24 protein-coding genes, 1 tRNA gene and 3 pseudogenes are annotated in these 21966 nt (G+C 58.6%); 20 read left to right on the top strand and 8 right to left on the bottom strand.

Annotated elements, in window-relative coordinates; translation table 11 throughout:
• Nucleotides 1-92 precede the first annotated feature (92 nt).
• Both IB241_RS02505 and IB241_RS02500 read left to right on the top strand, forming a co-directional pair.
• Complete coding sequence (locus IB241_RS02505) at nucleotides 93-401, top strand: hypothetical protein (RefSeq protein WP_192296813.1); 309 nt, start codon at nucleotides 93-95, stop codon at nucleotides 399-401.
• A 144-nt stretch (nucleotides 402-545) separates the two neighbouring features.
• Nucleotides 546-866 (top strand): I78 family peptidase inhibitor, encoded by a 321-nt coding sequence (locus tag IB241_RS02500; protein WP_192296812.1) that lies wholly within the window; start codon nucleotides 546-548, stop codon nucleotides 864-866.
• A 73-nt stretch (nucleotides 867-939) separates the two neighbouring features.
• Here IB241_RS02500 and IB241_RS02495 read toward each other — a convergent pair whose 3' ends face one another.
• Both IB241_RS02495 and IB241_RS02490 read right to left on the bottom strand, forming a co-directional pair.
• The gene (locus IB241_RS02495; protein WP_003234260.1) at nucleotides 940-1152 is read right to left on the bottom strand and encodes a cold-shock protein; all 213 of its coding nucleotides are present in this window, start codon (nucleotides 1150-1152) and stop codon (nucleotides 940-942) included.
• A 289-nt stretch (nucleotides 1153-1441) separates the two neighbouring features.
• Nucleotides 1442-1756 carry a hypothetical protein gene (locus IB241_RS02490; protein ID WP_192296811.1) on the bottom strand — a complete coding sequence of 105 codons (315 nt, stop codon included), beginning with the start codon at nucleotides 1754-1756 and terminating at the stop codon, nucleotides 1442-1444.
• 366 nt (nucleotides 1757-2122) lie between these two features.
• On the opposite strand from IB241_RS02490, the gene thrS reads away from it, so the two are divergent.
• From thrS to IB241_RS02445, 9 genes are all read left to right on the top strand, one after another.
• Nucleotides 2123-4045: a threonine--tRNA ligase gene (gene thrS, locus IB241_RS02485; RefSeq protein WP_192296810.1), complete on the top strand. Its 1923-nt coding sequence runs from the start codon at nucleotides 2123-2125 to the stop codon at nucleotides 4043-4045.
• A complete protein-coding gene (infC, locus tag IB241_RS02480) occupies nucleotides 4045-4596 on the top strand; it encodes a translation initiation factor IF-3 (protein ID WP_169850653.1) in 552 nt (183 codons plus the stop codon). Before thrS ends, infC begins: the two co-directional genes overlap by 1 nt.
• A 60-nt stretch (nucleotides 4597-4656) precedes the next feature.
• Nucleotides 4657-4851: a 50S ribosomal protein L35 gene (gene rpmI / locus IB241_RS02475; RefSeq protein ID WP_002553160.1), complete on the top strand. Its 195-nt coding sequence runs from the start codon at nucleotides 4657-4659 to the stop codon at nucleotides 4849-4851.
• Between the two features lie 30 nt (nucleotides 4852-4881).
• A complete protein-coding gene (rplT, locus tag IB241_RS02470) occupies nucleotides 4882-5238 on the top strand; it encodes a 50S ribosomal protein L20 (protein WP_003174975.1) in 357 nt (118 codons plus the stop codon).
• Nucleotides 5239-5347: 109 nt separating this feature from the next.
• Nucleotides 5348-6364 (top strand): phenylalanine--tRNA ligase subunit alpha, encoded by a 1017-nt coding sequence (gene pheS / locus IB241_RS02465; RefSeq protein ID WP_017737822.1) that lies wholly within the window; start codon nucleotides 5348-5350, stop codon nucleotides 6362-6364.
• Nucleotides 6365-6390: 26 nt separating this feature from the next.
• The gene (gene pheT, locus IB241_RS02460; RefSeq protein WP_192296809.1) at nucleotides 6391-8769 is read left to right on the top strand and encodes a phenylalanine--tRNA ligase subunit beta; all 2379 of its coding nucleotides are present in this window, start codon (nucleotides 6391-6393) and stop codon (nucleotides 8767-8769) included.
• Nucleotides 8770-8772: 3 nt separating this feature from the next.
• The gene (gene ihfA, locus IB241_RS02455; RefSeq protein WP_002553164.1) at nucleotides 8773-9075 is read left to right on the top strand and encodes an integration host factor subunit alpha; all 303 of its coding nucleotides are present in this window, start codon (nucleotides 8773-8775) and stop codon (nucleotides 9073-9075) included.
• On the top strand, nucleotides 9056-9412 hold the full coding sequence (locus IB241_RS02450; protein WP_010209127.1) for a MerR family transcriptional regulator: 357 nt from the start codon (nucleotides 9056-9058) through the stop codon (nucleotides 9410-9412). The genes ihfA and IB241_RS02450 overlap by 20 nt, the downstream gene beginning before the upstream one ends.
• A gap of 90 nt (nucleotides 9413-9502) precedes the next feature.
• Nucleotides 9503-9579: transfer RNA gene (locus tag IB241_RS02445), tRNA-Pro, on the top strand.
• A gap of 79 nt (nucleotides 9580-9658) precedes the next feature.
• On the opposite strand, the pseudogene IB241_RS27475 reads toward IB241_RS02445, so the two are convergent.
• The 3 genes and pseudogenes from IB241_RS27475 to IB241_RS02435 form a co-directional block, all read right to left on the bottom strand.
• A pseudogene (locus IB241_RS27475) lies at nucleotides 9659-9808 on the bottom strand (site-specific integrase); the annotation flags it as partial.
• Complete coding sequence (locus IB241_RS27885) at nucleotides 9750-10118, bottom strand: hypothetical protein (RefSeq protein WP_192296808.1); 369 nt, start codon at nucleotides 10116-10118, stop codon at nucleotides 9750-9752. The gene IB241_RS27885 and the pseudogene IB241_RS27475, both read right to left, overlap by 59 nt.
• A gap of 489 nt (nucleotides 10119-10607) precedes the next feature.
• Nucleotides 10608-11852: pseudogene (locus tag IB241_RS02435) on the bottom strand (DNA cytosine methyltransferase); the annotation flags it as partial.
• Here IB241_RS02435 and IB241_RS02430 point away from each other — a divergent pair.
• From IB241_RS02430 to IB241_RS27875, 4 genes and pseudogenes are all read left to right on the top strand, one after another.
• Nucleotides 11852-12553 carry a phage minor tail protein L gene (locus IB241_RS02430; RefSeq protein ID WP_192297229.1) on the top strand — a complete coding sequence of 234 codons (702 nt, stop codon included), beginning with the start codon at nucleotides 11852-11854 and terminating at the stop codon, nucleotides 12551-12553. The pseudogene IB241_RS02435 and the gene IB241_RS02430 sit on opposite strands and share 1 nt — an antisense overlap.
• Before the next feature lie 2 nt (nucleotides 12554-12555).
• Nucleotides 12556-13302: a C40 family peptidase gene (locus IB241_RS02425; RefSeq protein WP_192296807.1), complete on the top strand. Its 747-nt coding sequence runs from the start codon at nucleotides 12556-12558 to the stop codon at nucleotides 13300-13302.
• Nucleotides 13303-13466: 164 nt separating this feature from the next.
• Nucleotides 13467-14243: pseudogene (locus IB241_RS27880) on the top strand (PAS domain-containing protein); the annotation flags it as partial.
• A gap of 99 nt (nucleotides 14244-14342) precedes the next feature.
• Complete coding sequence (locus IB241_RS27875) at nucleotides 14343-14780, top strand: methyl-accepting chemotaxis protein (protein WP_225595239.1); 438 nt, start codon at nucleotides 14343-14345, stop codon at nucleotides 14778-14780.
• A 335-nt stretch (nucleotides 14781-15115) separates the two neighbouring features.
• On the opposite strand, the gene IB241_RS02415 is transcribed toward IB241_RS27875, so the two are convergent.
• From IB241_RS02415 to IB241_RS02405, 3 genes are all read right to left on the bottom strand, one after another.
• A complete protein-coding gene (locus IB241_RS02415; protein WP_192296805.1) occupies nucleotides 15116-15442 on the bottom strand; it encodes a DUF2388 domain-containing protein in 327 nt (108 codons plus the stop codon).
• A gap of 118 nt (nucleotides 15443-15560) precedes the next feature.
• Nucleotides 15561-15803, bottom strand: coding sequence for a hypothetical protein (locus IB241_RS02410; protein WP_192296804.1), 243 nt, complete (start codon nucleotides 15801-15803; stop codon nucleotides 15561-15563).
• Between the two features lie 151 nt (nucleotides 15804-15954).
• Complete coding sequence (locus tag IB241_RS02405) at nucleotides 15955-16797, bottom strand: lipopolysaccharide biosynthesis protein (RefSeq protein ID WP_225595207.1); 843 nt, start codon at nucleotides 16795-16797, stop codon at nucleotides 15955-15957.
• Between the two features lie 376 nt (nucleotides 16798-17173).
• Between IB241_RS02405 and IB241_RS02400 the strand changes: the two genes are divergently transcribed.
• From IB241_RS02400 to IB241_RS02380, 5 genes are all read left to right on the top strand, one after another.
• Complete coding sequence (locus tag IB241_RS02400) at nucleotides 17174-17842, top strand: GntR family transcriptional regulator (RefSeq protein WP_192296803.1); 669 nt, start codon at nucleotides 17174-17176, stop codon at nucleotides 17840-17842.
• A 77-nt stretch (nucleotides 17843-17919) separates the two neighbouring features.
• Nucleotides 17920-18726, top strand: coding sequence for an ABC transporter substrate-binding protein (locus tag IB241_RS02395; RefSeq protein WP_192296802.1), 807 nt, complete (start codon nucleotides 17920-17922; stop codon nucleotides 18724-18726).
• A gap of 11 nt (nucleotides 18727-18737) precedes the next feature.
• On the top strand, nucleotides 18738-19514 hold the full coding sequence (locus IB241_RS02390; protein ID WP_192296801.1) for an amino acid ABC transporter permease: 777 nt from the start codon (nucleotides 18738-18740) through the stop codon (nucleotides 19512-19514).
• Between the two features lie 2 nt (nucleotides 19515-19516).
• Nucleotides 19517-20296 (top strand): amino acid ABC transporter ATP-binding protein, encoded by a 780-nt coding sequence (locus tag IB241_RS02385; RefSeq protein ID WP_192296800.1) that lies wholly within the window; start codon nucleotides 19517-19519, stop codon nucleotides 20294-20296.
• A gap of 30 nt (nucleotides 20297-20326) precedes the next feature.
• Nucleotides 20327-21937 (top strand): gamma-glutamyltransferase family protein, encoded by a 1611-nt coding sequence (locus IB241_RS02380; protein ID WP_192296799.1) that lies wholly within the window; start codon nucleotides 20327-20329, stop codon nucleotides 21935-21937.
• Nucleotides 21938-21966 lie beyond the last annotated feature (29 nt).

Below are 21966 nucleotides of genomic sequence, written 5' to 3'. Positions count from 1 at the left end.
AAGCATTTTGCGCCGCGTTTGGCACTGCTACTTAGGCATGAGGCAAGCGCTGTGCGACACTGTTCTCCTGTTTAATTACCGGGGAACACCGCGTGCAGATCGATTTGAACAACCCCGAGAACCTGACACTGGCCGCTGTGCGCCAGTTGATTGCGAGTGCCAGTGACGACGAGCACACGCAGTTGCGGGTGACCAAGGCCGGTATTGCCTACATCTCGTCCGGCAGGGCCGTAGGTGGTGTGGAGATTGATGGTCTGTTGTTTCGCCTGGAGACCTGGGCCAAGGGTTCCGGATATGTCGGCAACGTGGCGGCCAGCGACGAGGTCTGGGTGACGCAGATTTTCAACGCCCTCAAGCAGAATTGGCCGAAGCCGCCGTTTGACTACATCGACATCTACTGACTGCGTTCATATTTGGTGACGATTGACCTGGCGAATACCGCTTGAGAGTCAGGCAGACTTGCCCACCGGCGGTTTACGTCTTGAAACCAATCCGCCTCACAGCTGTCGCACGATCTCTGTCCATTTTTTTACATAGGAGGCTTCATGCCTTGGAAGCTCGCATCATTCGGTACTTTGTTGGCAGCACTCGCATTGGCGGGTTGCAGCACCCCGGGTGCCTCTGAGCCAGCCAAAGACGCCGCCGTGACCGATGCAGGTCATAGCCGCTGTGAGTCGAAGGCCGCCGAGTTCGCAATCGGCCAGAAAGCGTCTCCCCAGTTGCTGGAGCAGGCCCGTGCCCGCGCTGGTGCGCAGAACGCCCGGATTCTCAAGCCCAATGACATGATCACCCTGGAATACCGCTCCGACCGCCTGAACCTGAACACCGATGACAACCTGGTGATCACGCGCGTCAATTGCGGCTGATTGCTTCCAGCTTTTTGCAGCGCTCATAAAAAACCCCGTCACATGGACGGGGTTTTTTTAGCTCAGCGGAGAATTACTCGCCGCGAACCTGTGCAGCTTGCATACCCTTTTGGCCTTTCTCAGCCACGAAGGAAACGGTTTGGCCTTCTTTCAGGCTTTTGAAACCGTCGCTTTCGATAGCTTTGAAGTGTACGAACAGGTCGTCACCGCCACCTTGAGGAGTGATGAAGCCGAAGCCTTTTTCATCGTTGAACCATTTAACGGTGCCGGTTTGGCGATTAGACATGGTGTATCTCCAAGAAACATATATTTTCAGTAGTACTGTGCTGCTCAGGCCAACTGGGCACACTGGGCTATCATAGTCGAAATGTTCGGCTTGGGAGCCCCCCCAAGGCATTGTTTGCTAATCAATAGCGTTGCGTTTAGTGCTTTTTTCGACTGAAAGCCCCGATCTACGGGGCTTTCAGCCGAAATGTCAGCTGGTAAAAAAAGCCGTAAAAGCTGCGTAATTTGTATGAAATGGCTGTTTTTGGGCTGTTTTTTCGGCAAGACGACCGTCTGATCAGTGGTCGTTCTTACTTTTTCTTCACGACTTTGCAGGACGAAATCGCCGAGACCGCTTTGTTTTTGAGCTCGGGCTTGGCATCCGGGTTGCTCATCAACTCTTTGATTTCTGCCGTGGTCAATTCGGCATTGATCTTGTCGGCGCCGCATTCGCAATGGTCTTTGGCAGTTTTAGCGTCTACGTTCTGGCTGGCTGCAGCGCTGCAGTCTTTGACGAAGCTGTCGCGGGCTCCGGCCGGCCAGTTCGACGGGGCGGCTGCCTGTGCGCCAAGGGACAGAAGACTCAGGGAGGCGGCGAGAGCGAGGGTCGAGGTAAAACGCATCATGGGATGCTCCTTTGGGTCGGGGACAAACGGCAATTCTCAGGGGATTGGAGGTGGTGCGTACAGCTCAAGTTCCGTTTTGCAGCTATAAAGCCTGGAATTTGTCTTTACCAGGCATGGCTTCGGCGCGATGACCGTTCATCTGTGCTAGCATCGGTGCCCTGGCTATTTCCAGGTGTGCCATTTGCCGCCTTGCCATGTTCTTTTTAGCTCACTCCAGTCACTCTGGTTCGATTATCGGTTGGCCGAAAGGCTCCTGCCGCTGTAAGGCAGGCGTTCATCACTGAACGGCCTGGTATTGGATCTTGTACTGGCTCATCCCAACCCACGTGACCTTTGGTAGGGGTCACCACTAGGAGAGGAGGCGCCATGCCAACTATTACTCTTCCCGACGGCAGTCAACGTTCATTCGATCATGCGGTTTCCGTAGCCGAGGTCGCCGCATCCATCGGTGCCGGTCTGGCCAAGGCCACCGTCGCCGGCAAAGTCGACGGCAAGCTGGTTGATGCCAGCGACCTGATCACCAGCGACGCCAGCCTGCAAATCATCACGCCCAAGGACCAAGAGGGGCTGGAGATCATTCGCCACTCTTGCGCGCACCTGATTGGCCACGCGGTCAAGCAGCTGTACCCGACGGCGAAAATGGTAATCGGCCCGGTCATCGACGAAGGCTTCTATTACGACATCGCCTATGAGCGTCCTTTCACTCCGGACGACCTGGCCGCTATCGAACAGCGCATGCATCAGCTGATCGAAAAAGATTACGACGTGATCAAGAAAGTCACGCCGCGCGCCGAAGTGATCGACGTGTTCACCGCCCGTGGCGAAGACTACAAATTGCGTCTGGTGGAAGACATGCCGGACGAGCAGGCCATGGGCCTGTACTACCACGAAGAATACGTCGACATGTGCCGTGGCCCGCACGTGCCGAACACGCGTTTCCTCAAGTCGTTCAAGCTGACCAAGCTGTCCGGCGCCTACTGGCGTGGCGACGCGAAGAACGAGCAGCTGCAGCGGATCTACGGCACCGCCTGGGCTGACAAGAAGCAGCTGGCCGCTTACATCCAGCGCATCGAAGAAGCCGAAAAGCGTGACCATCGCAAGATCGGCAAGCGCCTGAACCTGTTCCACCTCCAGGAAGAAGCACCGGGCATGGTGTTCTGGCACCCGAACGGCTGGACCCTGTATCAGGTGCTTGAGCAGTACATGCGCAAGGTGCAGCGCGACAATGGCTACCTGGAGATCAAGACTCCCCAGGTCGTTGACCGCAGCCTCTGGGAGAAATCCGGGCACTGGGCCAACTACGCCGACAATATGTTCACCACCCAGTCGGAAAACCGCGATTACGCCATCAAGCCAATGAACTGCCCTTGCCACGTGCAGGTGTTCAACCAGGGCCTGAAGAGCTACCGCGAGTTGCCGATGCGCCTGGCCGAGTTCGGTGCCTGCCACCGTAACGAGCCATCGGGTGCGCTGCACGGCATCATGCGCGTGCGTGGTTTTACTCAGGACGACGCCCACATCTTCTGCACCGAAGAGCAGATGCAGGCTGAATCCGCTGCGTTCATCAAGCTGACCATGGACGTTTACCGCGATTTCGGCTTTACCGAAGTCGAGATGAAGCTGTCCACTCGTCCGGAAAAACGCGTCGGTTCCGACGAGTTGTGGGATCGCGCCGAATCCGCACTGGCCGCAGCGCTAGACAGTGCGGGCCTTGCGTACGATCTGCAGCCTGGCGAGGGGGCCTTCTACGGTCCTAAGATCGAGTTCTCGCTGAAAGATTGTCTTGGTCGTGTCTGGCAATGTGGTACTTTGCAGCTCGATTTTAACCTGCCGATCCGTCTGGGAGCCGAATACGTCTCCGAAGACAACAGCCGTAAACACCCGGTTATGTTGCACCGGGCGATCCTCGGCTCGTTCGAGCGGTTCGTCGGGATCCTGATCGAGCACTACGAGGGTGCATTCCCTGCGTGGCTGGCGCCGACCCAGGCAGTGATCATGAATATCACTGATAAACAGGCAGATTTTGCCGCTGAAGTTGAAAAAACTCTCAACGAAAGCGGATTTCGTGCCAAGTCCGACTTGAGAAATGAAAAGATCGGCTTTAAAATCCGCGAGCATACTTTGCTCAAGGTTCCCTATCTTTTGGTTATCGGAGATCGGGAAGTCGAGATGCAGACTGTCGCTGTGCGTACTCGTGAAGGTGCTGACCTGGGCTCGATGCCCGTCGCCCAGTTCGCTGAGTTCCTCGCGCAAGCGGTTTCCCGGCGTGGTCGCCCAGATTCGGAGTAATTATTATTAAGCGTGAAATGAGACAAGATAAACGAGCTGCACCGAAAGCCCCGATCAACGAGAATATCTCGGCACGCGAGGTTCGGTTAATTGGCGCTGACGGCGAGCAGATTGGCATCGTCTCGATTGATGAAGCGCTTCGTATCGCTGAAGAGTCCAAATTGGACCTGGTGGAAATCTCCGCCGACGCAGTCCCGCCTGTTTGCCGGGTGATGGACTACGGCAAATCGATCTTCGAAAAGAAGAAGCAGATTGCTGCGGCGAAGAAGAACCAGAAGCAGATTCAAGTAAAAGAAATCAAGTTTCGTCCAGGGACGGAGGAAGGGGATTACCAGGTAAAACTGCGCAACCTGGTACGTTTCCTGAGTGATGGGGACAGGGCCAAGGTATCCTTGCGATTCCGCGGCCGTGAGATGGCCCACCAGGAGCTGGGTATGGAACTCCTCAAGCGGGTTGAAGCTGACCTGCTCGAGTACGGTTCCGTCGAACAGCATCCTAAGATGGAAGGACGCCAGCTGATCATGGTCATCGCCCCGAAAAAGAAGAAGTAATCAACAGGGCACGGCAGGCCTTCTGATTATGTTTATCAACTGAATGCGGAGTATCCGAACATGCCAAAGATGAAGACTAAAAGTGGTGCTGCTAAGCGGTTTCTGAAAACTGCTAACGGTATCAAGCACAAGCACGCTTTCAAGAGCCACATCCTGACCAAAATGTCGACCAAGCGTAAGCGTCAACTGCGCGGTAGCAGCTTGCTGCATCCGTCTGACGTGGCAAAAGTCGAGCGCATGCTGCGCCTTCGTTAATTTTTGGATCAAGAATAGAGGAAGTAACTCATGGCTCGTGTAAAGCGTGGCGTCATTGCCCGTAAACGTCACAAAAAAATTCTGAAACTTGCTAAAGGCTACTACGGCGCGCGTTCACGCGTATTCCGTGTTGCCAAGCAAGCGGTAATCAAGGCAGGCCAATACGCTTACCGTGACCGTCGTCAGAAAAAACGTCAGTTCCGCGCTCTGTGGATCGCTCGTATCAACGCTGGTGCACGTGTTAACGGTCTGTCCTACAGCCGTTTCATCGCTGGCCTGAAAAAAGCTTCCATCGAGATCGACCGTAAGGTTCTGGCCGAACTGGCAGTGAACGAAAAAGCGGTGTTTGCTGCGATTGTCGAGAAAGCTAAAGCCACTCTGGCTTAAGTACCCCCGACAATCACCCTGGGCTGCTCCTGTAGCCCAAGGTGGTAAACGTCTTAAATAGGGGAAGAGCCTTCAAGCTCTTCCCCTATTTTGTATCTGGAGTCTGTACATGGAAAACCTGGACGCGCTCGTCGCTCAAGCTCTTGAGGCTGTGCAAAGCGCTGAAGATATCAATGCCCTGGAGCAAATCCGGGTTCACTACCTTGGCAAAAAGGGTGAATTGACTCAGGTGATGAAGACCCTGGGGAATTTGCCGGCTGAAGAGCGTCCGCAAGTCGGTGCGCTGATCAACGTCGCCAAGGAGCGTGTCACAGAGGTGCTCAATGCGCGTAAAGCGACGATGGAGGAGGCTGATCTTGCGGCCAAACTCGCCGCCGAGTCCATTGACGTAACCTTGCCTGGCCGTGGCCAGGCCTCGGGCGGCCTGCATCCGATCACCCGGACTCTGGAACGTATCGAGCAGTTCTTCACCCACATTGGCTACGGCATTGCCGAAGGCCCTGAGGTCGAAGACGACTATCACAACTTCGAGGCGCTCAACATCCCAGGCCATCACCCGGCCCGGTCGATGCACGACACCTTCTATTTCAACGCGAACATGCTGTTGCGCACCCATACCTCGCCGGTACAGGTCCGCACCATGGAAGCGAACAAGCCGCCGATCCGCATCGTCTGCCCAGGCCGTGTGTACCGTAGCGACTCCGATATTACCCACTCGCCGATGTTCCACCAGGTCGAAGGCCTGCTGGTTGATCGCGACATCAATTTCGCCGACCTCAAAGGCACCATCGAAGAGTTCCTTCGCGTGTTCTTCGAGAAGGAGTTGGCGGTACGTTTCCGTCCATCGTTCTTCCCCTTCACCGAGCCATCCGCCGAAGTCGACATGGAATGCGTGATGTGCAGCGGTAAAGGCTGCCGCGTCTGCAAACAGACCGGCTGGCTGGAAGTGATGGGCTGCGGCATGGTTCACCCCAACGTGCTGCGCATGTCCGGGATCGACCCGGAAGAGTTCTCGGGCTTTGCCTTCGGCATGGGCGTTGAGCGTCTGGCCATGCTGCGTTACGGCGTGAACGACTTGCGTCTGTTCTTCGACAACGACTTGCGGTTCCTCGCGCAATTTCGCTAGTCGTAACGAATCTTTAGGAGAGCAGGATGAAATTCAGTGAACAATGGCTGCGTGGCTGGGTAAACCCGCAGGTAGGTCGCGACGAGCTGGTTGCCCGTCTGTCGATGGCCGGTCTTGAGGTCGATAGCGTTACCCCGGCCGCCGGTGTTTTCAGCGGTGTGGTGGTGGGCGAGGTGTTGAGCACCGAGCAGCATCCGGATGCCGACAAATTGCGTGTGTGCCAGGTCAGCAATGGCGCGGAAACCTTCCAGGTCGTGTGCGGAGCGCCCAACGTGCGCCCGGGCCTGAAGATCCCGTTCGCCATGATCGGTGCCGAACTGCCGGGCGATTTCAAGATCAAGAAGGCCAAGCTGCGTGGCGTCGAGTCCAACGGCATGCTGTGCTCCCAGGCCGAACTGCAAGTAGGCGAGGGCAACGATGGCCTGATGGAACTGCCGGCCGACGCGCCAGTGGGTCAGGACATTCGCGTTTACCTGGAACTGGAAGACGCAAGCATCGAGGTCGACCTGACCCCGAACCGTGGCGACTGCCTGTCCCTGGCCGGTCTGGCCCGTGAAGTGGGCGCGTTGTACAACGCCCCAGTCACGCGTCCAACCGTCGCCGCTGTGCCAGCGGTACACGATGAGGTGCGCCCGATTGAAGTGCTGGCGCCAAACGGCTGCCCGCGTTACCTGGGTCGTGTGATCCGTAACGTCGACCTGTCCAAGCCGACCCCATTGTGGATGGTTGAGCGTTTGCGTCGCGCCGATGTGCGCAGCATCGACGCGGCCGTCGACATCACCAACTACGTGATGCTCGAGCTGGGCCAGCCGCTGCACGCCTTCGATCTCGCCGAGATCAACGGCGGCATCCGCGTACGTATGGCGGAAGAAGGCGAGAAGCTGGTACTGCTTGACGGCCAGGAAGTCAGCCTGCGTGCCGACACCCTGGTCATCGCCGACCACTCCCGCGCTCTGGCGATTGCCGGCGTGATGGGTGGCGAGCACAGCGGCGTGTCCGCGACCACGCGTGACGTCTTTCTTGAAAGTGCGTTCTTCGACCAGATCGCCATCGCGGGCAAGGCGCGTTCCTACGGCCTGCACACCGATGCCTCGCACCGTTACGAGCGTGGTGTGGACTGGAAGCTGGCCCGTGAAGCCATGGAGCGCGCCACTGGCCTGCTGCTGGAAATCACTGGCGGCGAAGCCGGCCCGATCACCGAAACCGTCAACGAACAGTACCTGCCGTCCGTTGCGCCGATCACCCTGCGGGCCAAAAGCGTTGAGCAAATGCTTGGCCTGGTGATCGAGCCGGCTGAAATCGAGCAACTGCTGTCGGCCCTGGGCCTGGCGATCTCCGTGAGTGGGGAAGGGCAGTGGCACGTTGAAGTGCCAAGTCATCGTTTCGACATCAGCCTCGAGGTCGACCTGATCGAAGAGTTGGCCCGCCTGTACGGCTACAACCGCCTGCCGGTTCGTTACCCACAAGCGCGCCTGGCACCACAACCCAAGGCCGAGGCGCGCGCGCACCTGCCTGAGTTGCGTCGTCTGCTGGTTGCCCGTGGTTATCAGGAAGCGGTGACCTACAGCTTCATCGATCCGAAGCAGTTCGAACTGTTCAACCCAGGCGTCGAGCCGCTGTTGCTGGCCAACCCGATTTCCAACGACATGGCTGCCATGCGTTCGTCCCTGTGGCCAGGCCTGGTGAAAGCACTTTCCCACAACCTGAACCGTCAGCAAGATCGCGTGCGCATGTTCGAAAGCGGTCTGCGTTTCGTCGGCCAACTGGATGGTTTGAAGCAAGAGCCGATGCTGGCTGGCGTGGTGTGCGGTAGCCGCCTGCCGGAAGGTTGGGCGCAGGGCCGCGATGCCGTGGACTTCTTCGACGTCAAGGCTGATGTAGAAGCGGTACTGGGCTTTGCTGGTGCGCTGGATGCATTCAGCTTTGTACCCGGCAGCCACCCGGCGTTGCACCCGGGCCAGACAGCGCGCATCGAGCGTGAAGGTCGTTTGGTTGGTTTCATCGGTGCCATTCACCCTGAATTGTCGAAAACCCTCGGTCTTGATCGCCCGGTCTTCGTCTTCGAACTGGTCCTGGCGGAAGTTGCCGCAGGCAAGATGCCGAAGTTCAGCGAGCTGTCGCGCTTCCCTGAAGTGCGCCGCGACCTGGCGCTGATCGCCGACCGTGAAGTGGCCGCCACTGCTGTCCTGGATGTAATCCGTGAAAATGCAGGGGAATGGCTGACAGACCTCAGGCTATTTGACGTCTATCAGGGTAAAGGTATTGATCCGCATAGAAAAAGCCTTGCAGTTGGCTTGACCTGGCAGCATCCATCGCGCACTCTTAATGACGATGAGGTGAATACCACGACACAAAATATCCTCACCTCGCTCGAACAAAGGTTGAACGCCACGTTAAGGAAGTGACGTATGGGGGCTTTGACGAAAGCTGAGATGGCGGAACGTCTGTACGAAGAGCTGGGTCTGAACAAACGCGAGGCCAAGGAATTGGTCGAGCTGTTTTTTGAGGAAATCAGACACGCTCTGGAAGACAACGAGCAGGTCAAATTGTCCGGTTTCGGCAATTTCGACCTGCGGGACAAACGCCAGCGGCCTGGCCGCAATCCAAAAACGGGAGAAGAAATCCCGATCACGGCTCGCCGTGTGGTCACCTTTCGTCCAGGGCAGAAGTTGAAGGCCCGAGTTGAGGCTTATGCTGGAACCAAGTCATAACGACGAGCTACCCGTCATCCCAGGCAAACGCTACTTCACCATTGGTGAAGTCAGCGAGCTCTGTGCGGTAAAACCGCACGTGCTGCGCTATTGGGAGCAGGAGTTTCCTCAACTCAACCCCGTCAAACGCACCGGGAACCGTCGGTATTATCAGCGCCAGGATGTGCTGATGATCCGACAGATCCGCGCGTTGCTCTATGACCAGGGGTTCACCATCAGCGGTGCGCGCCAGCGTATGTCCGGTGATGAAGCCAAAGACGACACCACCCAATACAAGCAAATGATCCGCCAGATGATCGCCGAGCTCGAAGATGTGCTGGTGGTTTTGAAGAAGTGATACCGGCTTTTAAAATACTTCCACATTTCAAAAGCTTGCGGTATATTCCGGATCGCTTCATCAAGAAGCGAACCCAGTAACACGCCTAGTCGGGGCGTAGCGCAGTCCGGTAGCGCACTAGCATGGGGTGCTAGGGGTCGAGTGTTCGAATCACTCCGTCCCGACCATATTTTTCAATGACTTAGGCCAATGTTCACAACATTGGCCTTTTTCATGTGCGTGACATTTGCGTGACTTGTCGTTTTTTCACGCCTGCTTCCTCTTCAAAATTGTCAGGACCGGTCCTCGCGAATCGGTTGCTGATACCATGTTCGCAACCTCTATCAGATGCCCGAGCTCAGCGCCCGAGTAGTGATTGGTGATGCTGCCGTTCTTGTGCCCCAAATTTTCTTGTCGATATGCCAGATACCTTTCCTTTGGAAGAGGCCTGTGATCGATTTTCGCGCCATGACTTATCTCCTTTCTGGCGCTCGCTGCGGGGCGATTGTTGCTCCGTTGCGCCTTTTTTATCAATCGCCTTTGCCTCGACGTAAGCCGTGGCCCAGTCGTCCAACTCCTGGCGGTCGAACCCGACGCCACGCCCGCCGATGGGGAACTCGCTGACGAAGGGTCTGACGGTTTCGTCGAAAACTGCCCGGCACATTCCCAGGTATCCAGGTGCTTCCTTTGCCCTGATGAATCGAGGGATCAGCTGTTGAGCTCCCACAGCCCATTCCGGGCCGGGTGTCCTTGCCGCTATTGCGGCTGACTTTGAAGGGGGAGGGGTTTCTGACAGGGGGCGCTTCCGACGCGCTATGCTTCGGTTTTCAAGGACGTGAGGAACACGGATGTCTAGCTCGTTTCAGGCCTTCGGGTTTATCTTTCTTGCGTGTGGTGCGAGTCTTCTTCATCTATGGCTTATCTGCAGGGTGATGGTCAGCAGCATCGGCGGGTTGAAGAGAGCCCTGTTACTGGCAGCACTTTTACTTGCTCCGATATCTGCTCTTACAGCCGGGCACGGCTGGCATGGAAAGCTTATCTTTCCAGAAGATATTGAGATCAGTTCGGACTAAGGGCTGCCCTGCGTGCATGCAGATGTTCATTGCGTGGAAGGCTTCGAAGTTTAGGCCGGGCAGGCCGGTCATGGGCCCGCTGAGGTAAATCCGTTTAACGGGGAGTCCTTGCCGGGCCATGCCCGGGCGGTGGAGTGGGGGAGTTATGTGGCGCGTGCTTGTCGTTCTTCGGCGCGCCATGGGTCGTTGGCCCTGGCCAGTGCTGCCATGGGCGGTGGGCTCACACTGTTGCCGCACATGTGCACCTGCTGGGTGATGGTGAAAGGCTTGCCGTCGGCGCCGTGGGTAATGTGATAGTCGGCTGGGAAGCCCTGGGCCTTGTAAAGCTCGGCCGGTTTGAGCATCCGCAGGCAGATGTCGACGATCACGTAGGGCGTACCCTTAACCCTGACGGTGACCAGGGCCAGGCAGTCCTTGGTGGTGATAGTTGGGGTCGGCGCATCGTAGACGCTGACGTTCTCGGTACCGTAGTAGCTGATCAGGAAGGCAGCGACGCGCAGGGCACCGGCTTCGTGTTCAGGTGACAGGGTGAGCGACACCAGTGAACTCTTGCCGCCGCCACCGGCGGTGATGGTCGGCGTCGGATCATCCAGGCCCTGGCCCACGCTTCCGCCGAATGCCCGCTCCATGAATGCGCTGACCAGCCCGTGGTGCTGGCCGCCGGCGCTGGCAGTGACCGTGCCCACCGAGCCGCAGATGTCGTTCACCCCGTGGGAGCGGCGCTTGGTCGCACCGGAACCCTCGCCGTGCCCGGCCTGGACGATGCAGGCCGAGGCGAGTGCCCGGTGGTTCTGGGTCATCAGGGTGCCGGTGGGTTGATCCACGCTTACGGGCTTGCCTGAGTATGCTGGGCCACCGGCCCCGACCATCAGTGGGCTGATCAGCGTCAGCTCGCCGCGATTCGCACAGGTCACCGTCGGCAGTGGTTCGAGCGGGTCATTGATCCGGTCACTGCCCTGGTGCGTTGCCGGTGCGATCACCGGGCTGACCACCGAGAAGGCACCGCCCTTGGGGTACGAAGTGATCGTGCGCAGCGGCTCGCTGGCGGACTGCACCGACTCACCCGACCAGTTCGCGATAGGCACAATGAACGGCGCCGGGCTGTCGATGACGAATTTCTTCATGCCCTTGGCGACGCGGCGCAGGGTGGCGTCAGCCAGGTCTTTCTTGCGACCGAAGATGCTTTTGTCCTGGTCGCTGAAGTCGATGCAGTCGGCCGCGGTCTTGTACTTCTGCTGGCCCTTGGCCGGGCTCTTCGCGTGGGTCGGCTCTGGCCACTCCACCACATAGCCTATGCCTTCCAGCAGGGCCACAAAGCGGCGCCAGGTGCGGCCGCGTTGTTTCGGGTCAGGCACCAGGAACTGGTTCGACACCGGCACCTGTTCGCCTGTTTGAAATCGACGGGACCGAATACGGTGCCGACTATCTGCGCTTCCACGGGCACGCGATTCCGCACACGCCGGAAGAGCTGCTGGCCTACGAACACTCGGAAGAGGATCTGCCCGCCAAGTCCATCTGGTGGCAGGGCGAGGAATACGCGGCTTGGCCGGTGCAGATCGAGGGCATTTCCTCCAGCAGTGACGGCACCGCCTCACGCCCGACGTTCGCCGCCGGCAACATCAACGGACGAGTCACGGCGCTGTGCCTGGCGTTCGAGGACATGCTCAAGTTCAAGCTGACGGTTCGGGAAACTTTGGTGCAGTACCTGGATGCGGCGAATTTTCCGGAGGGGAACCCAACGGCTGATCCGACCCGGGAGGCGCTGGAGATCTGGTTCATCGACCAGAAAACCAGTGAGGACGGCGAAGCGGTGGTCTGGGAGCTGTCTTCCCCGGGCGAGATCGACAACCACGGGCTGCCGGGACGGCAGATGACGACGTTTTGCCACTGGGCCATGATCAATGGCTACCGGGGGCCGGATTGCGGCTACACCGGCTCGGCGATGTTCGATGACGAGGACAACCCCACGGATGATCCGGCGCTTGACCAGTGCAAGGGCTGCTTGTCGTCCTGCAAGCTGCGCTTCGGCGAGAACAACGAATTGGCCTTCGGCGGATTCCCCGCCGTTTCCCTGATTGCCCGGAGCTGACCATGCGCAAGCACATAATTGCGGCCATCCAGGCGCACGCGGCGGCGGAATATCCACGCGAGTGCTGCGGCCTGTTGCTGGCCGTTGGCCGGGCACAGAAGTACTTCCCGTGCCGGAACATCGCCACGGAACCGAATGAAGAGTTTCGGCTTGATCCAGAGGACTACGCTGCGGGGGAAGACCTGGGCGAGGTGATCGGCATCGTTCACTCGCATCCTGACGCCACCAGCAGGCCGTCACCGCATGACCAGGCCATGTGCGAGGCCACCGCCTTGCCCTGGCACATCCTGTCATGGCCAGAGGGCGACATGCGCACGATCACGCCTACGGGCATCACGCTGCTGCTCAAGCGCCCCTTCGTACATGGCGCCTGGGACTGCTGGCAGGTCTGTGCTGACTGGTACCAGCGTGAGTTGGGCTTGGAGTTTGAAGCCTTCCAGCGCACCGACGGCTGGTGGGAGAGTGCGGAGAACGCCAGCCTGTACGAGGCGAACTACGAGGCTGCGGGGTTTGTGCGCGTCGATCAAGCGCAGCGCGGTGACCTGATCGTCATGCATGTGGGGCGGACGGTTCACCTGAATCATGCTGGGATCTACCTGGGCACTGATACGGCATTGGCCGGAGAAGGGTCGGGCGCGTTTCTGCTACACAACCTATACGGTCGCCCCTCCGAGATCCTCGTCTATGGCGGTCCCTGGTATGACCGAACCCGTCTGATTCTTAGACACAAAGATGCTCAAAGCGATTAAAAGGCCCGTTTAGTAAGGCGGGGAGAGATCGTGTTGCGCATCTCATGGACGCAGCATCCTATTTGCTCAGTGCGTCATAGGCAGCTACATTTTTATCATCAGATGCCCTTAATTTGCGCAATGACATGCCGATAGAGTAGATATGACCCAAGAGGCTATTTCGTATGTTCAACGCTAGGCTTAAAAAGCAGCTTCAATCACAAGAAAGCGAACTGTTTGAGCTGCGCCAGCTACGCGATGGCTTGAACCGTGAAATGTTGACGCTGAGTATCGACTCGACGTTTAAAATTAAGGCATGCAACGAAAATTTTGGAGCTGCTTTGGGCTACGCTCCGGACCGACTTCTAGGTCGCGCCATGGCAGATATTGTTCCGCAGTACGTTTCGAAGCTGCCGTGCTTTCATAACTTCCGAGCTGCAGTTGCTGCGGGCAAGTCTATCACCGACGATTACAGGTACCTTCACGCTGACGGTTCATTGGTTTGGATTCATGCACATTGGCAGCCCATCACAGATGAGAGCGGCCAGCTAAGTCATGTCACATGTTATGCGACAAATATCACGTCCCGAATAGAAAAAGCCTCAGAAAATGCATCGTTCATTAACGCGCTGTTACGTTCTACTGCGGTGATTGAGTTCGATCTTTCTGGGCATGTACTCACGGCAAATGACCAATTTTTACAAGCAATGGGCTATAGCATTGGACAGGCGAAAGGGAGCCATCACCGTATTTTCTGCAAGCCAGAGCATACTTCCTCCCAGGAGTACAAGGATTTTTGGTTAACGTTGAACAGAGGAGAGTTTGTCGCTGGTCGATTTGAACGTATAGATAGTCGCGGCCAAACCGTTTGGCTGGAAGCTACTTACAATCCGGTCTATGACCCAGAGGGAAAACTTTGCAAAGTGGTAAAGTTCGCGACGGTAGTAAGTGATCAGGTGGCCCGGGAACAAGAAGTCAGTGGTGCAGCCAAAACAGCATTCGAAATATCGCAGCAAACTGATGTAAGCGCTCAACGAGGTGCGGTCGTAGTTAATGACACTATGCATACAATGCGTAAAATCGCCGTTGATATGCAGGCAGCCTCTGGGGGAGTGGAGGCGCTTGGCAAGCAGTCACTGTTGATCAGCTCAATTATTCAGACGATCAGCAGCATCGCCCAGCAAACCAATCTTTTGGCTTTAAACGCAGCGATTGAAGCAGCTCGCGCAGGCGAGCAAGGTCGAGGTTTTGCCGTTGTGGCTGATGAGGTACGACAGCTAGCTGGACGAACCAGCACAGCTACTGAAGAAATCGCGTCAGTTGTGTTGCAGAACCAGAAACTGGTAGATGAAACCGTCGCAGAGATGGCAAATAGCAAATCTCAAGCCGAGCAGGGCCTTGAACTTGCCACTCAGGCAGGCCAGGTTATTGTTGAAATTCAAGATGGAGCCAAGCGAGTGGTTGACGCGGTGGGTAGGTTCGCTACACAGGTGGCTTAGCAATTGGGTTAGCTCTATTTTCGCTCCTGAAGCTTTTTCAGAAACTGGAGACGGATAGCGCCGCCGAGCTTCCTAAGCTCCTTCAGCGCATTCGGATCCCACTCAACCTACTCAGCGGCCATCAGCGATATCGGCCTCTGCCTCGCCAATCAAATCGTCGATAGCTTTTTGCGAGCATCTGGTGATAGCTCAATCTCAACACCGAAGTAGGCAATCCAGCTTCCGTCTGCCTGCAGTTCAAGGGCTGCCAAGTACGTCCTGTACTGTAAATGCCAGGTGAAAAGGATGTCGCCGAAACGAAAGGTCTCGCATCGCGGCCTGCTTGAAGGCCGTTTTCAGAATGATGTAGCTATCGATTGGGCCAGCTGCATGTCTGACATGAGCGGAGAAGGATAGGTCGAATGGTAGTATCTGGATGCCTGCTCAAACTCTGCGCCACGAATCTCGCCGTCTGAACCAATGAATGCCAGGGCGTCGGTCTTGGCTGACTTGAAGATCTTCGGCGGCTCGGTCGTGAGAGATGTGGTCGCGCCAATTAAAATGGTCGGCGCGGAGATTGTGAGAAATATCGCGGCAGCGATAGGGTTGGCGCCATCACCTGATACGGCCGGTGTGCTGATAGACACCAAGAGGGCAATTGCCAGAGTCTTCCATGAATCCATTCTTCGATGCTTCCATTGCGATCTGAGGGCGCCACCTTAGCAGGGTCGGGGATCGCCAGATACAAGAAGCCCGGGGCAGGGCCGGGCTGTACACCCAGGCTTGTAGCAGTCGCGAATCTTATGCTGTGACAGATGGCGCATCTTTGGTCCTCACAATCCTTCCCGCCTTCACCTCAGCCGCATAACCCACCAGCCTGTCGGCTTCCTCATAGAGCGTGCCCACCAAACCCATCAGGGCTATGGCATTGGCATCGCTGAGTAGGCTGGCCAACCTATCCAGGTCGACACAGGACTGCTCAAGGTTGAAGTCGATGGCCTTCAGGTCGCGGCGCAGTCGCTGGTTTGGCTTGGTGAGCGCCATTAGGCTTACTTAAAGTCACATTGCTACTTTGCAAATTACCGACTGCCACATGCCCGTGATGAGTGGCGCCGACCTTGCTCGGGCGATACGTAAAGGCGCAGTTGTTGGTCGAATGCTGCTAGGCATTGCCGGCCTGCCCAACCGGCATCAGTTATCCAAGCAACGCCTGTGCTTGCGCCAACGTCACTCGCGGCACCACTGCCTCCGGAATCCTCGAACAATCCGAAAGGTTATAAACCCTGAACCCATCCCCGACGACCTTCTCGGACATCAACTCAAACGACGGCAATATCCGCGTGTGATAGTGCTGGTCCAGCCCGCAAGGGGAGTTGATGCCCTCCCGCTTTTCGTAAAACCTTCCCGATTTCTCGTTCAGATCCACCCCCACCAAAAACACCTTGGAAAACCCGAGATGATAGGCCAGTTGCAAGGCCAGGTAGGCCACGGTGCGTGCGTCAAAGAAGCCCTCGCTCATGTCCTTGCTGAACCCAACAGGCCGCTGGCGAAATCCCGGCAACGCATGATTGGCGACCAGCGCCTCATGCTTGCCCAGAACAGCGTCGAGCCAGGACGGGCGTTTTGCCTTGGATAGCGGATACACCCGTCCGGTAGGACGAATGCCCGACGAACGTGCGTGATCTTCCCAAAGTGCCACGTTCTGGCTGACAGCCATCGCGTACTTGAACAACTCCGGCTGTTGCTCGGAAAAGCTCTTGTCGGTGCAGGCGTAAAAACACGGTTTAACGCCGGTATCCATAAACATCGAAATAGCGCCATTCATCGTGATCATCGGCACGTGGGCAAACTGTTCGAGTGGAAACGACTTGGCCGACATGCCGGACGCGATGATGAACACAGGCCCGGTGCGGGTGTTTCGACAGGCGTCAAAATCGTGCAGGGTCAGCTGGGATCGCCGTGATCCCGACGCTGCTGCATACAAAGCCTGCTGACTGTCGCGGGCAGGCGTGGTGTCGACGAGGGACATCGGTTTCATCGGACCCAACCATGCAATAAAGTAAAAATGTGTATAGGGTCGGATCTTAGGGGGCTCGGATAATTCAATTGATGAAGAAAACTACATAAACCCCCGCTCAAAACGTCTGCCCCATGGAGAACTGGAAAATCTGCTTGCCCGCTCCCGCATTGGGTGTGTACCGGCCCCGACAACGCTACCGTTCGGCACAGTATTGGGGCAGCCGCTGGGCTATTCGGTAGCACAACCCGCCTTCCTTGCCTGCATGTCCGAAAGCCGAGCATGCCGGTTACTTTCTTTAAATCAGTGACTTAATCCGGCTACACAGCAGTTGGCACATATTCTGCTTTTTTGCATCCGTGGATAATTGGATACAAAAATTCAAAAGGTGCTGCCGATGCAATTTGCCCCCGCTTACGTAGACCGCCAACCCCTCACCGCCGAGGAGGAGGCCTACAACTTTCTGCTCGATGCCATTTGCGGTGGCCGCTACCGCAAGGGCGACCGGCTGATCGCCGAGGACATCGCCAGTGAAATCGGCATGAGCCGCATGCCGGTGCGTGAAGCGTTCCGCCGCCTGGATGCCCAGGGCCTGGTGACCCTGCGCCCCAACCGTGGCGCGATCGTCAGCGGCCTGGACATCGATGAATTGCACGAAGTCTTCGAAATGCGCAGCGCCCTCGAAGGCCTGGCAGTGCGTGTCGCGGTCGGCCGTATCGGCGAACGCCAACTGGCCGCCCTGGAGCGCATGCTCGACGAGATGGACGACTACCGCGACGAAAGCGCCGCCTGGGTCAGTCGCCACCGCGCCTTCCACGAATACCTGTGCAGCCTCAGCGGTCGCCCGCGCTTGATGAAGCAGATTTCGGCGCTCTATTCGCTGGTGGAAGCCCCCATGCGCCTGTGGTTGCAACACGGCGACAAACCCCTCAGCGCCCGCCAGGAACACGCGGTGATCCTCGCGGCCATCCGCGCCGGTGACGCCGCCCGCGCCGAAGCCGTGGTGCGCGAGCACATCGAAGGCACCATGCCGGCGCTGATCCAGTTTTTGCAATCGGAACAATAATCAGAGGCGGGCCCAAGCCCGCCCATGTTTTGACTTTGAGTCCTGCCCCGTTATTCAACGAACTGGAGTGTCTGGTCATGCATAAACGCCGCGCCTTGCTGGTGGCTCTCTCCCTCGGGCTCTGCACACCATGGGCCGTTGCCGCGCCCCAGGTGCCGGAGCGCTTGCAGAAAGTCGACAAACTCACCTACTGCTCGGGGATGGATTCACCGCCCCTGGTGTCCTTCGATGAAACGCAGAAACCGCGCGGGTTGACCGTTGACCTGGGCCTGGAAATCGCCAGGCGCCTGGGCGACAAACAGGTGCAGTGGCGCGTGATCCCGTTCTCCGGCCTGGTGCCGGCGTTGCTCGCCCAGCAGTGCGACATGATCGTCGACCAACTGTTCGACAAGCCCGAGCGGCGCCAAGTGATCGACATCGTCAACTACATGTATTCCAGCCAGTCGGTGGTGGTGCCCAAGGGCAACCCCAAGGGCATCAAGACCCTGGATGACTTGTCGGCGCACAAGGTTGCGGTGCTCAACGGTTCCACCATCAAGACCCTGCTCGACACGCAAAACGACAACCTGACCAAGGCCGGCAAGCCGCCGATGAAGCTGGTGGTGTACAACACCGACACCGATGCGTTCCAGGCCTTGCGCATCAATCAGGTCGACGCCTACGGCACCACCGTGGAAACCGCCGGCTACTACGCGGCGATGGCCCCCGACCTGTTCCAGGAAGGCGTGCCGGCGTTCAGTCGCATCCTCACCGGCCTGGGCATGCGCAAGGACGATCCACAGCTCACCGCCGCCGTGCAGCAGGTGATCAGCGACATGCGCAGCGACGGCAGCTACACGCAATTGCTGAACAAATGGCATGTCAGCAGCGACACACTCGACTGAGGTTTGCCACCATGAACTTCAATTGGGATGTGTTCTGGCAGTACCTGTTGCAGCCCAGTGGGGTGTACCTCACCGGGCTCTGGCTGACCTGCCTGATCAGCGTGTTGGCCATGCTGCTGGGCTGCGTGCTGGGGTTGGCGGCGGCGCTGTTGCGGCTGTCGAGGAACCCGCTGCTGCACCTGCCGGTGCGCTTTTATGTGTGGCTGATGCGCGGCACGCCACTGCTGGTGCAGATCGTGTTTCTGTATACGGCGCTGGCGGCGGGCGGGCTATTCCGCTTCGAAGACATCGAGCTGTTCGGCCTGATCGTGCCCGGCAATATCCAGGCGGCCATCATTGCCCTGGGCCTCAACGAAGGTGCGTACATGGCCGAGATCATCCGTGCCGGCATCGGTGCGGTGGACAAGGGCCAGTACGAAGCCGGGCGTTCCCTGGGCATGGGCTTTGCCAAGTTGATGCGGCGCATCGTGCTGCCCCAGGCGTTCCGCGTGATCGTGCCGCCCCTGGGCAACGAGTTCAACGTGATGCTCAAGAACACCACCCTGGTCAGCGTGATCGGCGTGCAAGAGTTGCTGCTCAGTACGCAGATGGTCACCTCGGCGACGTTCCGTGTGTTCGAGTTGTACCTGGTGGTCGCTATCTACTTCCTGATGCTCACCACCCTGTGGGGCTTCTTCCAGCGCTGGCTGGAGGCGCGCTTCGGCCAGTCCGACCGGCCATCCGGGCCACCGCCCGCGTCCAGCCGCATGTTCGGGCGCAGCACCTTGAAACTGCTGAGGGGACGTTGACCATGGCGCATAAAAGTGAAGAACTGATCATCGAAGCCCAGGACCTGCACAAGTCGTTCGGCGACCTGCAGATCCTCAAGGGCATCTCCTTGAACGTGCGGCGCGGTGAAGTGGTGGTGTTGATCGGCGCCTCGGGCTCGGGCAAGACCACCTTTATCCGCTGCATCAACCTGCTCGAAGACATCCAGGGCGGACGCATCCGCGTCAACGGCCGCGCCATGGGCTATCGCGAACGCAGCGACGGCAGCCTGGTGCGCGACTCAGAACGCAACATCGCCCGCCAGCGCCGCGACATCGGCATGGTGTTCCAGCGCTTCAACCTGTTCCCGCACATGACCGCGCTGGAAAACATCATCGAAGCGCCGATTCACGTGCTCGGCACACCGCGTGCCGAAGCCCTCGAACAGGCCCGTGGCTTGCTGGCGCGGGTCGGCCTGGCGGACAAGGCCAGTCACTACCCGTCGATGCTTTCCGGCGGCCAGCAACAACGCGTGGCGATTGCCCGTGCGCTGGCGATGAAACCCCAGGCCATGCTGTTCGACGAGCCCACCAGCGCCCTCGACCCGGAAACCGTCGGCGAAGTGCTGCAAGTGATGAAGGAGTTGGCCGAGGAGGGCATGACCATGGTGGTGGTCACCCATGAAATGGGATTTGCCCGTGAAGTGGCCGACCGCGTGGTGGTGCTCGACCAGGGCGAACTGATCGAACAGGGGCCGCCGGAACAGATTTTCAGCCACCCCAGCCACCCGCGGACCCAAGCGTTTCTCAGCCGCGTGTTATGACTTCAAACCTTGTGTGGAAGAGCCTTTGCCATGTTGAAATTTTCTGCTCACGAGTACCCCTATCCGTCGCAACGCCAGAGTGTGTTCGCCAGGCGCGGCATGGTCGCTGCCTCCCAGCCGCTGGCGGCCCAGGCCGGTATCGAAATCATGCAACAGGGGGGCAATGCCATCGACGCGGCGATTGCCACGGCGGCGGCGTTGACCGTGGTTGAACCCACCGGCTGCGGCCTGGGCGGCGATGCGTTTGCATTGGTGTGGTGCAAGGGCCAGTTGCACGGCCTGAACGGCAACGGCCATGCGCCGGCGGCCTTGAGTGTCGAGGCGGTCAAGGCGGCAGGGCACGAACAAATGCCGTTGTACGGCTGGACCCCGGTCACCGTACCCGGTTGCCCGTCGGCCTGGGCCGAGCTGTCACAACGCTTCGGCAAGCTGGCGTTTGCCGCGTTGCTGCAACCGGCCATTCGCCTGGCGCGTGACGGTTTCCCGCTGTCGCCGGTGGTCGCCCAGCAATGGCAGAGCGCGCTGGACGAATTCAGCCCCCATCGCGACGCAGTGCTGGACGCCTGGTTCGACACTTTCCTGATCGATGGCCGCGCACCCCGGGCGGGGGAGATTTTCCACAACCCGGCCCAGGCGCGTACCCTTGAGGAACTCGCCGCCAGCCGTTGCGAAAGCCTGTATCGCGGCGCCTTGGCTGCACGTCTCGATGCGCATTCCAGGGCCACGGGCGGCTACCTGCGCGCCACGGATCTGCAAGACTACCGCGCCCAGTGGGTCGAACCGATCCACATCAACTATCGCGGCGTCGACGTCTGGGAAATCCCCCCCAGCGGCCAGGGCCTGGTCGCCTTGATGGCGCTGAAAATCCTTGAAGGCTTCAGCTTCGATCACCGCGACAGCCAGCAGACCTGGCACCGCCAGCTGGAGGCGATGAAACTCGCCTACAGCGACGGCTTGCACTACATCACCGACCCCCTGCACATGCGCGTGGCCGTTGCGGATCTGCTCAGCGACGACTACAGCCGCCGCCGCCGTGCCCAGATTAGCGCACACGCCCAGCCGCCCACGCCGGGCGATCCCCACGCCAGTGGTACGGTGTACCTGGCCACGGCGGATGCCGAAGGCAACATGGTCTCGTTCATCCAAAGCAACTACCACGGCTTCGGCTCCGGCGTGGTACTGCCCGACAGCGGCATCGCGTTGCAGAACCGTGGGCAGGAATTCAGCCTCGACCCGACCCACGCCAACTGCCTGGCACCGGGCAAAAAAACTTTCCACACCATCATCCCCGGCTTCCTCACCAAAGACGGCGAAGCTCTCGGGCCGTTTGGCGTGATGGGCGGCTACATGCAGCCCCAGGGGCATGTGCAGATGGTGATGAACCTGCTGGACTTCGGCCTCAACCCGCAAGCGGCGCTGGATGCGCCGCGCTGGCAATGGTTGGGCGGCATGAAGGTCGGTATCGAGCAGGGCGCTTCCCGCGACCTGGCCAATGCCCTGGCGCGGCGGGGGCATCAGGTGCAGATCGCCAGCGACCTCACCGATTACGGGCGCGGGCAGATCATCCTGCGTGATCCGGTCAGCGGCGTGCTATGCGGTGGCACCGAGCCGAGGGCCGACTCCCATATCGCCCTCTGGTGACCCCCGACGACCTGTAGTGAGCGGGCTTG

The organism is Pseudomonas sp. PDM05 (assembly GCF_014851685.1).
GTDB lineage: Bacteria > Pseudomonadota > Gammaproteobacteria > Pseudomonadales > Pseudomonadaceae > Aquipseudomonas.
This window is presented reverse-complemented; position numbering and strand designations above follow the sequence as displayed.

Bases quoted from the DNA above. Each gene is read 5' to 3' on its own strand.
- IB241_RS02500 (WP_192296812.1), top strand. From the start codon at position 546: ATGCCTTGGAAGCTCGCATCATTCGGTACTTTGTTGGCAGCACTCGCA.
- IB241_RS02495 (WP_003234260.1), bottom strand. From the start codon at position 1,152: ATGTCTAATCGCCAAACCGGCACCGTTAAATGGTTCAACGATGAAAAA.
- IB241_RS02490 (WP_192296811.1), bottom strand. From the start codon at position 1,756: ATGATGCGTTTTACCTCGACCCTCGCTCTCGCCGCCTCCCTGAGTCTT.
- thrS (WP_192296810.1), top strand. From the start codon at position 2,123: ATGCCAACTATTACTCTTCCCGACGGCAGTCAACGTTCATTCGATCAT.
- rpmI (WP_002553160.1), top strand. From the start codon at position 4,657: ATGCCAAAGATGAAGACTAAAAGTGGTGCTGCTAAGCGGTTTCTGAAA.
- rplT (WP_003174975.1), top strand. From the start codon at position 4,882: ATGGCTCGTGTAAAGCGTGGCGTCATTGCCCGTAAACGTCACAAAAAA.
- pheS (WP_017737822.1), top strand. From the start codon at position 5,348: ATGGAAAACCTGGACGCGCTCGTCGCTCAAGCTCTTGAGGCTGTGCAA.
- pheT (WP_192296809.1), top strand. From the start codon at position 6,391: ATGAAATTCAGTGAACAATGGCTGCGTGGCTGGGTAAACCCGCAGGTA.
- ihfA (WP_002553164.1), top strand. From the start codon at position 8,773: ATGGGGGCTTTGACGAAAGCTGAGATGGCGGAACGTCTGTACGAAGAG.
- IB241_RS02450 (WP_010209127.1), top strand. From the start codon at position 9,056: ATGCTGGAACCAAGTCATAACGACGAGCTACCCGTCATCCCAGGCAAA.
- IB241_RS02425 (WP_192296807.1), top strand. From the start codon at position 12,556: ATGCGCAAGCACATAATTGCGGCCATCCAGGCGCACGCGGCGGCGGAA.
- IB241_RS27875 (WP_225595239.1), top strand. From the start codon at position 14,343: ATGCATACAATGCGTAAAATCGCCGTTGATATGCAGGCAGCCTCTGGG.
- IB241_RS02415 (WP_192296805.1), bottom strand. From the start codon at position 15,442: ATGGATTCATGGAAGACTCTGGCAATTGCCCTCTTGGTGTCTATCAGC.
- IB241_RS02410 (WP_192296804.1), bottom strand. From the start codon at position 15,803: ATGGCGCTCACCAAGCCAAACCAGCGACTGCGCCGCGACCTGAAGGCC.
- IB241_RS02405 (WP_225595207.1), bottom strand. From the start codon at position 16,797: ATGAAACCGATGTCCCTCGTCGACACCACGCCTGCCCGCGACAGTCAG.
- IB241_RS02400 (WP_192296803.1), top strand. From the start codon at position 17,174: ATGCAATTTGCCCCCGCTTACGTAGACCGCCAACCCCTCACCGCCGAG.
- IB241_RS02395 (WP_192296802.1), top strand. From the start codon at position 17,920: ATGCATAAACGCCGCGCCTTGCTGGTGGCTCTCTCCCTCGGGCTCTGC.
- IB241_RS02390 (WP_192296801.1), top strand. From the start codon at position 18,738: ATGAACTTCAATTGGGATGTGTTCTGGCAGTACCTGTTGCAGCCCAGT.
- IB241_RS02385 (WP_192296800.1), top strand. From the start codon at position 19,517: ATGGCGCATAAAAGTGAAGAACTGATCATCGAAGCCCAGGACCTGCAC.
- IB241_RS02380 (WP_192296799.1), top strand. From the start codon at position 20,327: ATGTTGAAATTTTCTGCTCACGAGTACCCCTATCCGTCGCAACGCCAG.